15 protein-coding genes are annotated in these 12,790 nt (G+C 73.2%); 7 read left to right on the top strand and 8 right to left on the bottom strand.

The genetic code is table 11. The annotated features are described in order from the left end of the window. Positions 1 to 605 precede the first annotated feature (605 nt). From dmpI to ACFVXK_RS31970, 3 genes are all read right to left on the bottom strand, one after another. Positions 606 to 788 carry a 4-oxalocrotonate tautomerase DmpI gene (gene dmpI, locus ACFVXK_RS31980; RefSeq protein WP_389618610.1) on the bottom strand — a complete coding sequence of 61 codons (183 nt, stop codon included), beginning with the start codon at positions 786 to 788 and terminating at the stop codon, positions 606 to 608. Between the two features lie 137 nt (positions 789 to 925). Beyond that, positions 926 to 1,801: a LysR substrate-binding domain-containing protein gene (locus ACFVXK_RS31975; RefSeq protein ID WP_389618607.1), complete on the bottom strand. Its 876-nt coding sequence runs from the start codon at positions 1,799 to 1,801 to the stop codon at positions 926 to 928. A gap of 254 nt (positions 1,802 to 2,055) precedes the next feature. Further along, a complete protein-coding gene (locus ACFVXK_RS31970) occupies positions 2,056 to 2,637 on the bottom strand; it encodes a hypothetical protein (RefSeq protein ID WP_389618604.1) in 582 nt (193 codons plus the stop codon). An 800-nt stretch (positions 2,638 to 3,437) separates the two neighbouring features. Here ACFVXK_RS31970 and ACFVXK_RS31965 point away from each other — a divergent pair. Then, positions 3,438 to 3,665, top strand: coding sequence for a hypothetical protein (locus tag ACFVXK_RS31965; protein WP_389618601.1), 228 nt, complete (start codon positions 3,438 to 3,440; stop codon positions 3,663 to 3,665). Between the two features lie 450 nt (positions 3,666 to 4,115). Here the strand turns inward: ACFVXK_RS31965 and ACFVXK_RS31960 are convergent, their stop codons facing one another. Then, positions 4,116 to 4,460 (bottom strand): HopJ type III effector protein, encoded by a 345-nt coding sequence (locus tag ACFVXK_RS31960; protein ID WP_389618598.1) that lies wholly within the window; start codon positions 4,458 to 4,460, stop codon positions 4,116 to 4,118. 197 nt (positions 4,461 to 4,657) lie between these two features. On the opposite strand from ACFVXK_RS31960, the gene ligA reads away from it, so the two are divergent. The 3 genes from ligA to ACFVXK_RS31945 all read left to right on the top strand — a co-directional run bounded on the left by ligA (position 4,658) and on the right by ACFVXK_RS31945 (position 8,571). After that, positions 4,658 to 6,733 carry an NAD-dependent DNA ligase LigA gene (ligA, locus tag ACFVXK_RS31955; RefSeq protein WP_389618613.1) on the top strand — a complete coding sequence of 692 codons (2,076 nt, stop codon included), beginning with the start codon at positions 4,658 to 4,660 and terminating at the stop codon, positions 6,731 to 6,733. 149 nt (positions 6,734 to 6,882) lie between these two features. Further along, the gene (locus tag ACFVXK_RS31950) at positions 6,883 to 7,128 is read left to right on the top strand and encodes a hypothetical protein (RefSeq protein ID WP_389618595.1); all 246 of its coding nucleotides are present in this window, start codon (positions 6,883 to 6,885) and stop codon (positions 7,126 to 7,128) included. A gap of 534 nt (positions 7,129 to 7,662) precedes the next feature. Then, positions 7,663 to 8,571 carry a DUF4232 domain-containing protein gene (locus tag ACFVXK_RS31945; RefSeq protein ID WP_389618592.1) on the top strand — a complete coding sequence of 303 codons (909 nt, stop codon included), beginning with the start codon at positions 7,663 to 7,665 and terminating at the stop codon, positions 8,569 to 8,571. Here ACFVXK_RS31945 and ACFVXK_RS31940 read toward each other — a convergent pair. Then, positions 8,553 to 9,086 carry a hypothetical protein gene (locus ACFVXK_RS31940; RefSeq protein WP_389618590.1) on the bottom strand — a complete coding sequence of 178 codons (534 nt, stop codon included), beginning with the start codon at positions 9,084 to 9,086 and terminating at the stop codon, positions 8,553 to 8,555. The two genes, ACFVXK_RS31945 and ACFVXK_RS31940, sit on opposite strands and share 19 nt — an antisense overlap. Before the next feature lie 123 nt (positions 9,087 to 9,209). Between ACFVXK_RS31940 and ACFVXK_RS31935 the strand changes: the two genes are divergently transcribed. Continuing rightward, complete coding sequence (locus tag ACFVXK_RS31935) at positions 9,210 to 9,836, top strand: exonuclease domain-containing protein (RefSeq protein WP_389618587.1); 627 nt, start codon at positions 9,210 to 9,212, stop codon at positions 9,834 to 9,836. After that, the gene (locus ACFVXK_RS31930) at positions 9,833 to 10,264 is read left to right on the top strand and encodes a hypothetical protein (RefSeq protein WP_389618584.1); all 432 of its coding nucleotides are present in this window, start codon (positions 9,833 to 9,835) and stop codon (positions 10,262 to 10,264) included. The genes ACFVXK_RS31935 and ACFVXK_RS31930 overlap by 4 nt, the downstream gene beginning before the upstream one ends. Positions 10,265 to 10,380: 116 nt before the next feature. Here ACFVXK_RS31930 and cynS read toward each other — a convergent pair whose 3' ends face one another. Together cynS and ACFVXK_RS31920 are read right to left on the bottom strand one after the other, a co-directional pair. After that, on the bottom strand, positions 10,381 to 10,851 hold the full coding sequence (cynS, locus tag ACFVXK_RS31925) for a cyanase (protein ID WP_389618581.1): 471 nt from the start codon (positions 10,849 to 10,851) through the stop codon (positions 10,381 to 10,383). 35 nt (positions 10,852 to 10,886) lie between these two features. Next, entirely contained in the window at positions 10,887 to 11,498 is a 612-nt protein-coding gene (locus tag ACFVXK_RS31920; RefSeq protein WP_389618578.1) for a carbonic anhydrase, read from the bottom strand. A 130-nt stretch (positions 11,499 to 11,628) separates the two neighbouring features. Between ACFVXK_RS31920 and cynR the strand changes: the two genes are divergently transcribed. Beyond that, positions 11,629 to 12,540, top strand: coding sequence for a transcriptional regulator CynR (gene cynR / locus ACFVXK_RS31915; protein WP_389618575.1), 912 nt, complete (start codon positions 11,629 to 11,631; stop codon positions 12,538 to 12,540). A 16-nt stretch (positions 12,541 to 12,556) separates the two neighbouring features. On the opposite strand, the gene ACFVXK_RS31910 is transcribed toward cynR, so the two are convergent. Continuing rightward, positions 12,557 to 12,790, bottom strand: a 234-nt coding sequence (locus ACFVXK_RS31910; RefSeq protein WP_389618573.1) for an STAS domain-containing protein, incomplete at its 5' end; no start/stop codon positions are given.

Below are 12,790 nucleotides of genomic sequence, written 5' to 3'. Positions count from 1 at the left end.
GCGCCACCCCCGCAACTACCTGGCCTTCCTCGGCCTCGCCGCCGCCCTCTGCTGCTACAAACGACTCATCCGCCCCACCACATAGGACACGGTCTAAGAACAGCCACCCGAGCTGCCGACGTGGTCGAAGTCCACGCGGCGGACCCCGAGGCGCACGGCGGCCCGGTCCCTGCCCAGGGGCACGTACCGGTCGGGGACGGCGGGCAGTCCCGGGGGCGGACCAGGGCTGCCACCTGATCGGGGTGGACGTCGGAACCCCGCGCCTCGCCGCCGAGGTAGACCAGCAGGCCCGCCTTCACCAGGTGCCCGACCGCCCGAGCAGTCACCCTCCGCCGCAGGATCGGCACCGGCACCCCCAGAGTTCGCGTCAGCCGGCCCGCCGCCCGTACTCGTCGTAGCACTCACGCCGCCGTCGGTCCCGGCCAGCGTCAGGTAGGCGACCGACGGGCCCGTGTTGCTTCGATCTTGTCGTGGGTTCACAGCCAGGCCATCAACGGCGCCGCCGTCGAACTGCGGTTGCGGGGGTGATGACCACGAGTGGGCGAAAGGGGGGTACCAACCGGTTCTGGTAGAGGTGGTTGCCTGGTGGGGCGTCCGCGCCGCTGCTACCGGTCGGCGGTGAGCTTGCCCGCGGCGGCCCAGCTGTCGGCGGGGACCTCGTGGATCCAGACCTGGACGGTCTCGGCGGACAGCTGCAGGGTGTCCACGAAGGCGTCGGTGATACGCGCGACCAGCTCGCGCTTGAGCTCGGTGCTGCGGGGGCCCTGCTGAATGGTGACGATCGGCATGGTCTGCTCCTCAAAGTGGTGCGCCATCCGGCTCCCGATGTCCGGTCTGCGCTCTGGGAACAGTCCACCGCAGAGCCTGGCGGCGAACCAGACGCGCTTCGCTCTGGCAGCGATCACGATTCGTGATCGTGCGCGGCCTACCCCCGGCAGGCCGCGACCAGCAACTCCGGATGCGGCACGGTGCGGCGCACCCCGAGCGCCACCGGCAGGGCCAGCACACGGTCCCGCAGCGGCCGGAACGCGATCCGCGGATGGCTCGTCAGACGGGCGTTGGCCGCATAGACCACCGTCCACATCGGGGTGCCGGTGCCGATCGCGGCGAGCGTGTCCTGCAGGGTGCTGGACGCCGGGCCGGGGACGGGCCGGAAGCCGGCCCGGTGGCAGGCGGTGAGCACCAGGTCGACCAGCGCCGGATGGTTGCGGCGCTCGGTGAGCCGCAGCGGCAGTTCGGCGAGGTCCGCCAGGTCGAGCTCGGAACGCTCCGCGAGCGGGTGGCGGGCGGGCAGAGCGACCATCAACTCGTCGGCCGGCAGCGGCAGGAAGCGCACGTCGTCGGTGGTCGCGGGGATCTCGCCGCGGACGAAGGCCGCGTCGAGGCGGCCGTCCGCGAGCCTGGCGAGCCGCTCCTGCACCGGGGCCGAGTGCAGTTCCACGCGGACCTCGGGCGCGTGCCGTTGGTAGGCGTCGAGGATCCGGTCGAGCCGCTCGCCGAGCCCGGTGATGGTGCCGAGCCCGAACGCCCGGCCGCCGGGAGCGGCCAGTTCGGCGGCCAGCGCCGCGGCGGCCCGCTCGGCGGCCAGCACGTCCCGGGCGGCCGGCAGGAACCGTTCGCCGGCCGCGGTGAGCCGGACGTACCGGGGCGAGCGGTCGAACAGCTCCACCTTCAACTCCCGCTCCAGCCGGCGCACCTGCTGGCTCACCGCAGGCTGGCCGAGCATCAACCGGTCGGCGGCCCGTCCGAAGTGCAATTCCTCCGCGACGGCGACGAAGCACCGCAACTGGCGCAGCTCCACGTGATCCCCCGGTTCCGGTCCCTGTACTGGTCTGCGGCGGCCCGCGAAGGCCCCCGGGCAGCGTACGGCCGGGCCAGGCCGCTCCCGCCACCCGGGGACGCAGCGGTACCGTCCCGGGACCACCCCCGCCTTGTGCAGACACCCGCCGCAGCTGGTGTGCATCGCCACCGGCGGCATGCTTGACCGGCAGGATCCGAAAGTGACGACGTAGCAGCGTCGGCGACCCATCCACGGCGCCCAACGCCCCGGGGGCCCTACACGGGGGTGTCCTGGAGGGTCGTGAAGCCGGTGCCGCAGGCGGCCACCAGGTTCGAGCGGGTGAACGGCGCGTCCGAGGTGGTGCACGTGGCCCGGCGCAGCTCCCCGTTGCGGTCCTGGAGGGTGATGTAGAGGGAGCCGGGGTTGGCTTCGGTGACCGAGGCGGCGGTGTCCGTGACGCACTTGGGCGCGTGCGCGAGGACGCCGAGGTTGACCCAGACGCCCGGGTTGCGGCTGTCGTTGAGGAACGCGTGGCCGTGCCGGTCGGTCGCCACCGTGAAGATCAGACCGCCGGGGAAGTTCAGGTAGTCCGGTGCGGCGGTGGCGAGGTCGCGGGAGGTGGAGCACTTCCTGCGGTCCTCGTCCTCCCGGTCGTCCTCGGACCTGGCCGGCTTGACGGTCCCGGCCTGCTTGGCCGGCTTGCCGGCGTTCGCGGGATGGGAAGCCTTCGTCTTCTTCTTGGGCTGGGGATCGTGGTCCACACCCTGCGCCGCCGCGGAGGGCGCCATCAGGGCTCCGAGGAGCACCGCCCCCGACACCGCCGAGATCCCCCGCGCGACCCAAGCGAGCTTCGTCATCTGATTCCTCCGTGAGTGCAGGCCGAACGTCCGCGACCGAACATCCCCGACCCACCGACAGCACACACGCAAAGCGAGAGGTCGTCACTCAGGGGAACCTTTACGAAGGGCCGAACGGCGGTGGGCTACGGGAGAGCACGACACGAAGGTGGCAGCCGGCCACGCCCCACCTGCCCGCTTCCTCCACGCGTTCGACCTGCGTGGCCGCCCGCTCGCACCTCGCGGGCCACAGCTCGTACGCCAGGGCGACCCGGTCGCGGAGCATCCAGCCGAGGAATCCAGACGAGGCCGTGCTAGCGATCGGCTCCGTGTGGGTGCGACCGGCGCGGAGCCGCAGTACCGGCACGTCCAGCCGTAACAAGGCGCCCCGCAGCCGCCCTCGCACCGGCCCGCCCCCCCGGCCGCGGTTACGGATGCGCGTGCTGGCAGTTCGCCGAGCCGGGCGTGAGCGACGACCCGGCCGCCGGGGAACACGGGGCTTGCACAGCGACCCGCGGGACGGCGCGCTGCTCCCTGCCTGACCCGGCACGGCAACGGAGCCGTACGCACCCGGGCCCTCGGCGGGCTGCGACGCCTGGGCGTCCTCGACACCTTCGGGCTGGTCCGGTACGCCTCCGATCCGGACCCGGATGTCGTCGCGGTCGTACCACGGGCCTGCGCGACGCCCCGGCGCTCCTGCGCCGATGAGGGTTCGCCGTATCGCGCGAGCCGGTGCCCACACGCTGGCACCCTGCCGGCCCGATCTCCGGGTGAAGTACGTTCATGATCATGAACATCAGGCCTCCGGAGCCTCTTGCTCCATGGCCGCTGCCGATGCGTCGTTCGACGATCTGGCGCCCCTGGGCCGTCTTATCGGCAGCGCGCGGATCGTCGCCTTGGAGGGAGGCTCCCATCGGATACTCGAGCACGGCCTGATACGTGACCGAATACTGCGCTTCCTGATTCAAGAATGGGGATTCACCGTCTACGCCGCGGAAAGTCGGGACCACAGCCAGCCGGGCCGTCGACACCTGGACTCGGGGCGGTGACACAGACCTCGACACGCTCCTCGCTCCCCATTCGGGCGGCTGTTCCGCCCAGTCGACTGAAGGCCGCGGCACCCTGCGGTGGCTGCGGGCTCACCACGCCGAAGCGGCGCACCCGGTCCGCTTCGTCGGCCTCGACCTACCTGCCGCCGGAGGCTCGCTCAGCCTGGACGCCGCCATCCAGGCTGTCTTTCAACCGTGCTCGGTCAACTACTCAACCGGATCACGGTGATGCGCGACGGAGGTGATCCGCCGGGACCGGGCCGGCGCCTACGCACGGGTGCACCCAGGCCGTGTTCGCGGCGACCCCGCTTCCCGCCGGGCAGTGCGAGCACTCCGGCGAGATCCGTCACCGCGCAGACCCGGTGCGCGGCCCACGACGAACGGGCCGCCCCCGGTCTTCGGCCAGGGCCAGGACATGCCGCCGGTGCCCGGCGTCGGCGTCGGCGCCGTTCAGCTCTTGTGGGTCAGCGGCTGGGCGGCGAAGCTCACGCCGGCCAGGCCGTGGGCCATCAGGTTGCGGATGTTGCCGTGGTCGGAGCCCTCCGGCGTCGCCAGCACGCTGCGGTAGTGCTCACCGAAGGCCTGCAGCGCCTCCTGGTCGCTCAGCCCCTCCAGCAGGGCCAGTCCCAGCGTCTTGCAGGAGCCCTCGTTCTCGCCCGCGGCGTTCTCGGCCTCGCCGTTGCGGAACGCCTGCGGCTGGTAGTCGTAGTGCGCCGCGATGAAGGCCAGGGTGTCGGCGAACTCGTGCTCACCCGACGCGAGGCTCTCCCGCAGCACATTCAGATCGTCGGTCATGTCGGTTCCCTCGGGGTTGGACGGACGACCGGTCGCCGTCCGTGACCGGACGACAGTACCGTCCCCGGGGCCGACCGGTAATGTGCGGCATCTCCGCAGGTCACGATGTGAGATGGTGCGATCCGCCGAGAGGCGGTCGCGGCCCGGGCGGGCAGGGCGGCGTCACCGCCGGGGCATTGTCAGTGCCGGGCAGCATGATGACCTTCATGACCGAAAACAGTGCCCTCCTGCTCTCCCCCGCCGCCTACACCGAGGCCGTGACCACCGCCCTCGCGGCGTCGGCCGCCTACTACGGCGACGGGACCACCCCGCTCGGTGACGACGAGTACGACGGGCTGCTGCGCGCCATCGCCGCCTACGAGGAGGCGCACCCGGACGAGGCGCTCGCCGAGTCGCCGACCGGGAAGGTGGCGGGCGGGGCCGTGCAGGGGGACGTGCCGCACTCGGTGCCGATGCTCTCCCTCGACAACGTCTTCGACGCCGACGAGCTCGCCGAGTGGGCCGCCGGGCTGGAACGGCGCCTCGGGCACCCGGTGGCCGGATGGTGCGTGGAGCCCAAGCTCGACGGGCTCGCCGTGGCCGCCCGCTACCGTGCCGGACGGCTCGTCCAGCTCCTCACCCGCGGCGACGGGCTGGCCGGCGAGGACATCACCCACGCCGCCGACGCCGTCCTCGGTCTGCCCCCGGTCCTCACCGAGCCGGCCGACGTCGAGCTGCGCGGCGAGGTGCTGCTGACCACCGCACAGTTCGAGGAGGCCAACCGGATCCGCCTCGCCCACGAGGCCACGCCCTTCGCGCACCCGCGCAGCGGAGCCGCCGGCACCCTGCGGGCCAAGGACCGCCCGTACCGGATCGAGCTGACCTTCTTCGCCTACAGCGCGATCGGCCTGGACGACGGCCTCGGCCACCTCGCCCTGCTGGGGAAGCTGGCCGGGCTCGGCGCGAACACCGCCGCCGGGACGGCCGCCGCCCCGACGCGGTGCGAGACCCTGGAGCAGGTGCGGGAACGGATCGACGTGATCGCCGGCCTGCGCGCGGAGCTGCCCTTCGGGATCGACGGCGTCGTCGTCAAGGCCGACACCGCCGAAGACCAGCGGCAGGCGGGCAACGGCTCGCGCGCCCCGAGATGGGCGGTGGCCCGGAAGCTGGCGGCCGAGCACAAGGTGACGCGGCTGCTGGCGGTGGAGTGGAACGTCGGCCGGACCGGGATCATCGCCCCGCGCGCGGTCCTGGAACCCGTGGTCATCGACGGGGTGACGGTCACCTACGCCACGCTCCACAATCCGTCCGACATCACCCGCCGCGGGCTCATGATCGGCGACCAGGTGTTCGTCTACCGGGCCGGGGACGTGATCCCCCGGGTCGAGGCGCCGCTGGCCGACCGGCGCACCGGCGCCGAGAGCCCGATCGTCTTCCCCGAAGCCTGCCCCCGCTGCGGCGACGCGATCGACACCTCCGAGCAGCGCTGGCGCTGCGTGCGCGGCCGCAGCTGCCAGGCCGTGGCCTCGGTGATCTACGCGGCCGGACGCGACCAGCTCGACATCGAAGGGCTCGGCGGCACGCGGGCCGTCCAACTGGTGGAGGCCGGGCTGGTCAAGGACATCGCCGATCTGTTCACGCTGACCCGTGAGCAGTTGCTCGGCCTGGAACGGATGGGCGAGACCAGTGCCACCAACCTCCTGGCCGCGCTCGAGACCGCCCGCGGGGCGGCGCTGAGCCGCGTCTTCTGTGCCCTCGGCGTCCGCGGCACGGGCCGCACGATGTCCCGCCGGATCGCCGCGCACTTCGGCTCGATGGCCGCCATCCGGGCCGCCGACGCCGACACGCTGGCCGGGGTCGACGGCATCGGCGCCGAGAAGGCCCGCGTCATCGCGGCCGAACTCGTCGAACTCGCCCCGCTCCTCGACAGGCTCCAGGCACAGGGGGTCGGCACGCAGGTCACCGAGCCGCAGCACAGGCCCGCGCCCGGCACGGGCGACGGCGAGGCCCCGGAGGACGGTCCGGCGGGCGGCCCGGCGGGCGGTCCGCTGGCCGGACAGGCCGTCGTCGTCACCGGCTCCATGACCGGTCCGCTCGCGGATCTGTCCCGCAACGAGATGAACGAGCTGATCGAGCGGGCGGGCGGCAAGGCGTCCTCGTCGGTGTCCAAGCGCACCACCCTCCTGGTGGCGGGCGAGAAGGCCGGCTCCAAGCGTGCCAAGGCCGAAGAACTGGGCATCCGCATCCTCGGCCCGGAGGACTTCGCCGCCCTGGTCGCCGACCTCCTCCCCTAGCCACGGCGGACGGTCACCGGCCGGGGGCGGGGGTCGGCATGCGGATCCGGTTCCGGAGCGGTACGTTCGCTGTGACCCCTGCGCGGGATCCGCCCGATCGAGGAGCGCGAGCATCGTGATGCGCTCCGCCGTCCGGAGAGGACATACCGATGAAGGGACGACTCGCCTTCGCCGCTCTCGCCGCGGCGGTTGTCGCCGTGCTCCCCGCCGCCGCGCCGGCCCAGGCCGTGCCGGTCCAGCCCAGCGGGGACTGCGCTTCGCTCATCAGCCTGATCTCCGACCCGAACGTCTCCGTCCAGGAGAAGAAACAGGCGGCCCGGGACTACCTGAACAGCCACACCAGGGACGAGATCAACGAGTGCCGCCAGAGCTACCACGGCGGCATCCCGCAGTAGCCGACGCGCGTCGGTGACCTGACGCGCCGTCACGGCGCCCCGCTTCGGCAGACCTGAGCCTCCGCCCAGGCATGCGCCGCAGGCGTTGGCCGTTCGCCTTCCGGCAGGCCGGGCTCCGCCGTTCGGGCAGGGCGTTCGCCGCGCTCATCCGCCGGGCCAAGGCCGCCGCACGGGCAGAACTCGCCGCACCGGCTGGGAGGAGCGGTCACACTGCCGGACGGGGCGCCACGGTGTGCCCGACACCCCGGACGTCCTCGGTGCGGTGCTCACCGCCGACCCTGCGGCGCGCGTGCGGGCGGTGTTCCCGGCGACCGCCCGGCGGCGTTGGTCCTCGCCGCCCTGCTCGACGATCCGCGCACCCTCGCCGAAACGGGGTGGGAGCGCCGGGCGGGTCGGCGGCCGCTGCGCGCCGAGTCGCCGAGACGAGTGGAACTCCGTCCGAGCCACCGCTCACCGGCCGGCCGTGACAGGCCTGTGACGGGGAGTGTGGCCCACGCCATGGCCCGGCCCGCACCTGCCTGATGGGGTGGCGGCATGCCCAGAACCGCATCCCTGCTCCCCGCCCTCACCGCGCTCCTGCTGCTCACGGCGTGCGGCGCCCCCGCGGTCCGGCCGCCCGCCACGGGCGTGCCCGGGGACGGTGTCCGGATCACCTCGGTCACCGTTCCCTCCGCCCGACCCGGCCCCGGCTCCGACGGGCTGGGCGCCCCCGCCGGCCCCCTCCCCACCGGCGACTCCGGCGTCTCGGCGGCCTACGAGGTCACCAACGCCGGTACCGAGGCCCTGGCTTACACGATCCTCTTCGACTTCACCACCGACGGCGGTCAGGTCATGGCCAACACCCGGGAGACGGTGCGCTCGGTCGCCCCCGGCGCGACGGTGCGGGGTACGGTCCGGCTGGGGCGGGACACCCCTGGAGCGTCCGGGGTGACCCGCGTCAAGGTCTCCCGGGTGACCAAGGTGCCCGCCGCCGAGGCACCGCTCACCGCCGGTGAGTGCCCGCCGTCCGGTATCCGCGTCACCGCCGACGACGGTGACGCCGCGATGGGCCTGCGGGTGGTGGGCCTGCACCTGGAGAACTGCGGGAAGCGCGACTACGCACTCGACGGCTATCCGCTCCTGGAACTGCTGGACACGAACCGCTCGCCCGTCCAGGGCGTCCGGATCGTGCAGGGAAGCGGCGGCATCACCACCGGCACCGGGTTCGACGAGCCGGCCCGCCCGGTGGTCCTGAAGCCGGGTGAGAGTGCCCTTTCGGGGCTCATGTGGCGCAACACCACCGGGTCCGGGGATGCCGTCGACGTCCCGTACGTCAGGGTGCGGGCGGTACCGGGCGCGGATCCGGTGGTGGTGACGCCCCACCTCGATCTCGGTACGACCGGCCTGCTGGCCGTCCGCGCCTGGACGCGCCCGTCCGCAAGTGGCTACCCGGGGAAGGAGTAGTAGAGGGCGTCGCCGTAGAAGGACCCCAGGTTCTCCTGCCAGTCGGCGCGGACCGAGGCGAGCCATGCGTCGTCCTCACCGGCGACGGCCGCCTCGGCCCGGGCGACGGCGGCGGGGATGTCGTCGGCGACCAGCCGCTGGACCGCCGCCTCCGGATCGTCATCCGAGAGGGAGATCATCTCCCCGGTCTCCAGGAGGAAGTGGTGCGCGCGCTGCTTCTCCAGATGGGCCGCGGTCTTCTCCGCGCACCGGCTGAACTCGTCGTCCTCCTCGAGGCCTTGCCCGACCGCCTTCAGGAGGGCGCGGAGCAGCGTCGCACCTCTGTCGTAGTCGGCGGCGATGCCGATCCGGGGGCTCCAGATCATGGACGGGACGATCGTCGTGCCGTACCCGACCAGCAGCTTGTGCGCGAGCGGGATACCCCAGTTGTGCTCCGATATGCACCGGATCGCCTGGGGGATGTCGTCCTCGGTCGGCATGGAATCGGCGGAGTAGAGATAGGAACGATGTGCCATGGCGCAGACCCTAACAGCGAGGTCCGACAGTCCCGGTGCGGGCGGAACGGCGGTGTGGGACTGCGGTGTGGGACCGCGAAATCCAGGTGCCGGAACCGGGCGGGCGTTCCTACTCTCGTCCCCATGCACCACGAATCCGCCCTGCTGAACGTCATCGATGTCGAAGCCACCTGCTGGGACGGACAGCCGCCGCCCGGCTCCGTGAACGAGATCATCGAGATCGGTCTCACGGTGGTGGACCTGTCGGCACGGCGCCGCGTGTCCCGGCACCGGGTCCTGGTCCGCCCCGCCCGGTCGACGGTGGGCGACTTCTGCAGCGAACTGACCGGGCTGACCCAGGCCGAGGTGGAAGGGGGCGTCTCCTTCGCCGAGGCGTGCCGGATCCTCGTGGAGGAGTACGGGGCCGGGCGGCGTCCCTGGGCGAGCTGGGGGGAGTACGACCGACGGCAGTTCGCCCGCCAGAGTCAGGCCGACGGGGTGGCCTACCCCTTCGGCTACCCGACGGAGCGCACCCACACCAACGCGAAGGCGGTGTTCACCGCGGCCTACGGACTCCGCAGGAAGCCGGGCATGGCCCACGCCCTGCGAACGGCCGGACTGCCGCTGGAGGGACGCCACCACCGCGGCGAGGACGACGCGTGGAACATCGCCGCGCTCGTCCTCGACCTGGCGGACCGCGGGGCGTGGCCGGCCACGGACACCGACACGGACACGGACACGGCCGACTGGAAGCGAGGAGGCGCCCCGTGATCACCCAAGGAGTACGCGTCGCGGGACGGTGCGGTGTTTGCGGTGGCACCAGCGTCTCCGACGTCGGCCAGTTCTTCGAACGCGGCAGGCTCCGCTGGGGCAGCGAAGGCCGGTGTGAGGGGTGTGCCGACGGCTGGTGCGAGCTGGACTCCGGGCCCGTGACCCCCGAGTACATCCGGCAGGCCCTGCTGCGGGAACACGGGCCCGCCCGGCTGTGCCTGGCCGCGGACCTGCCGAGCCTCGTCCCCGTGCTCAAGGCCCTGCGCGACGCGGACGGCGGGCTCTCCCTCGGCGAAGCGCGGGCGCGTGCCGCGGAGCTCGTCGCGGAGGGACTCGTCGGGACGTTCGTGGAGATGGAGGTCCTGGCCGGCCACATGCGGGCGCGAGACGTGCCGGTGGCCGTCGGGGCGGCGGGCCGGGGGAGGTGACGCGTCGCCCCTGCCGCGCGTGCGGGCCGGCCACTCGACCGCCTGATGGGGTGTCATGCGGGCTGTGGACGCGGACCGGACGCTGCGGCGCGGGCGCCGATGGGGCCGGGTGACCGTCAGAAGGGCTTGGTCGGGAGGTACTTGCCGTCGAGGGTGATGACGGCGCGCTCGCCGCCCTCGGGGTCGGCGACCTTCCGCACGTCGAGCCGGAAGTTGATGGCGGAGATGATGCCGTCGCCGAACTCCTCGTGGACCAGGGCCTTCAGCGTCGTGCCGTAGACCTGGAGCATCTCGTAGAAGCGGTACATGGTCGGGTCGGTCGGGATCCGGTTCGGCATCGAGCCGCGGAGCGGGATGGTCTGCAGCAGCCGCGCCGCGTCCGCGTCCAGGTCCAGCAGCTCGGCCACCGCCTTCGCGGAGTCCTCCGGGAGCGGGTGCTGGCCGAGGACCGCGGCGGTGGTGAAGGCCACCGACAGGCCCGAGGCCTCGGCGATCTGCTTCCAGGAGAGGTCCTTGGCGGTCTTGGCCGCCACGGCCCGGTCGGCCAGGGACTCGCGGGCGGTCTGGGTGAACTGTGCCTGGGTCATGGTGGGTTCGTCCTTTCGGGGAGGGTGGTGTGGGGTCAGGCCGGGGGTGCGGTGAGGTCTTCGACGCGGCCGGTGGGGATGTCGTAGACCCAGCCGTGCAGGGCGACCTCGCCCCGGGCCAGGGCCCCGGCGACCGCGGGGTGGCCGGCGAGGTTCGCCAGCTGGGCGAGGACGTTGCGGCGCACCAGGGCCGGGACGTCCCCGTCGGCGGTGGGGTCGGCCGCCGGGGCGGCGGCGTGCCGCAGCCAGTCGGCGACCGCCGGGGCGCCGCTGAGGTCGTGGCCCCGGGCGAGGGCGGTCATCGCGCCGCAGGCGGAGTGGCCGCAGACGACGATGTGGCGCACGCCCAGTGCGGCGACCGCGTACTCGACGCTCGCGGCGATCCCGTCGGCCCCCGGGGCGTGGGCGGGGACCAGGTTCCCGGCGGTGCGGATGACGAACAGGTCGCCGGGCTCGGTGCCGGTGATCAGCTCGGGGACGACGCGGGCGTCGGAGCAGCCGATGAACAGCGTGTGCGGGCTGTGGTGCGCGGCCAGGCGGGCGAAGAGGTCCGCCTTGGCCGGGAAGACGTCCCTCTGGAAACGGGCGACGCCTTCGGTGAGGTCCTGCGCGGTCACGGTCGCGGTCACGGGCACGGTCACGGTCACGGTCCTGGTCACTCCCTTCGGATGGTGGTGGAGCCTGTGGGGCCGTGGAATCCACTGTGCATGAGCAGGGGCTATAGCGTCCAAGAGCTGCATTCCATGAAAGCCAGTGGTCACATCTATGGTTGGTCGCATGGCTGCTCCCGAACTGCGTCACCTGCGCTATCTGCTCGCCGTCGCCGAGCACGGCAACTTCACCCGCGCCGCCGAGGACCTGCACATCTCACAGCCCACGCTCTCCCAGCAGGTCAAGCAGCTGGAGCGGACCGTGGGCGTGCAGCTGCTGGACCGCAGCGGCCGCACGGTGCGGCTCACCGACGCCGGCGCCGTCTACGCCGAGCACGCCCGGCGCGCCCTGCGTGACCTGGCCGCCGCCGAGCGCGCCGTCCACGACGTCCAGGACCTCTCCCGCGGCCACCTGCGCCTGGGCGTCACCCCCACCTTCACCGCCTATCTGATCGGCCCGCTCACCGCCGAGCTCCACGCCCGCCACCCGGGGATCGGGCTCACCCTGGTGGAGCTGCCCCAGGACCGCATCGAGGCGGCCCTGCTCGCCGACGGCCTCGACCTCGGGATCGCCTTCGCCGGCCCCCAGCCGCCCTCCCTCGCCGCCACCGCCCTGTTCACGGAGACCCTCGGCCTCGTCACGGGCGCGGCGCGCGGCCCCGTGGCGCCCGCACCCCTGCCGGTCCGCGCCCACGAGGACGAGCGACTCGCCCTGCTCAGCGGTGACTTCGCCACCCGCGGCCACATCGACGCCTACTTCGCCCGCCACCGCGTCCGGCCGCGCGTCACGGTCGAGGCCGGCTCCGTCCAGGCGCTCACCGAGATCGTCCGGCGCACCCCGCTCGTCACCGTCCTGCCGGACGCCGTCACCGACGACCACCCCCACCTCACCCGGGTCCCCCTCGACCCGCCCCTGCCCACCCGCACCGTCACCCTCCTGCACCGCGAGGGCGCCTACCGGAGCGCCGCCGCCCGGGCCTTCACCGAGGTCGTCCACGCCCTCGTCCGCGCCCGCGGCTACCCGCGCGCGGCGGGGTGAGACGCGGACCGGCCGCTCAGGGGCGGGCCGGCGGCCCTGCGGCGGCGGCCGCCAGGGCCTCGGCGAAGGTGGGGTGGGAGGGCAGCAGTCCGGCGGTGCCCGTGAGGTCGAGGAGGTGCCGCAGCTGGCGGGGCGGCGCGACGAGCGCCAGGAACAGGCGGCGGGCGCGGGTTTCCCGGCGGAGCCGGACGAGGGCGTTGAGGAGGGTGGAGTCGGCGAAGACCAGGTGGGTGCAGTCGACGAGGACGGC

This window comes from Streptomyces sp. NPDC058157, assembly GCF_042884105.1.
In the GTDB taxonomy this organism is placed as follows: domain Bacteria; phylum Actinomycetota; class Actinomycetes; order Streptomycetales; family Streptomycetaceae; genus Streptomyces.
This window is presented reverse-complemented; position numbering and strand designations above follow the sequence as displayed.

Coding starts and splice junctions, on each gene's coding strand:
- ACFVXK_RS31965 (WP_389618601.1), top strand. CDS start 3,438: ATGGCCGCTGCCGATGCGTCGTTCGACGATCTGGCGCCCCTGGGCCGT.
- ACFVXK_RS31960 (WP_389618598.1), bottom strand. CDS start 4,460: ATGACCGACGATCTGAATGTGCTGCGGGAGAGCCTCGCGTCGGGTGAG.
- ACFVXK_RS31970 (WP_389618604.1), bottom strand. CDS start 2,637: ATGACGAAGCTCGCTTGGGTCGCGCGGGGGATCTCGGCGGTGTCGGGG.
- ligA (WP_389618613.1), top strand. CDS start 4,658: ATGACCTTCATGACCGAAAACAGTGCCCTCCTGCTCTCCCCCGCCGCC.
- cynS (WP_389618581.1), bottom strand. CDS start 10,851: ATGACCCAGGCACAGTTCACCCAGACCGCCCGCGAGTCCCTGGCCGAC.
- ACFVXK_RS31935 (WP_389618587.1), top strand. CDS start 9,210: ATGCACCACGAATCCGCCCTGCTGAACGTCATCGATGTCGAAGCCACC.
- ACFVXK_RS31950 (WP_389618595.1), top strand. CDS start 6,883: ATGAAGGGACGACTCGCCTTCGCCGCTCTCGCCGCGGCGGTTGTCGCC.
- ACFVXK_RS31945 (WP_389618592.1), top strand. CDS start 7,663: ATGCCCAGAACCGCATCCCTGCTCCCCGCCCTCACCGCGCTCCTGCTG.
- ACFVXK_RS31940 (WP_389618590.1), bottom strand. CDS start 9,086: ATGGCACATCGTTCCTATCTCTACTCCGCCGATTCCATGCCGACCGAG.
- dmpI (WP_389618610.1), bottom strand. CDS start 788: ATGCCGATCGTCACCATTCAGCAGGGCCCCCGCAGCACCGAGCTCAAG.
- cynR (WP_389618575.1), top strand. CDS start 11,629: ATGGCTGCTCCCGAACTGCGTCACCTGCGCTATCTGCTCGCCGTCGCC.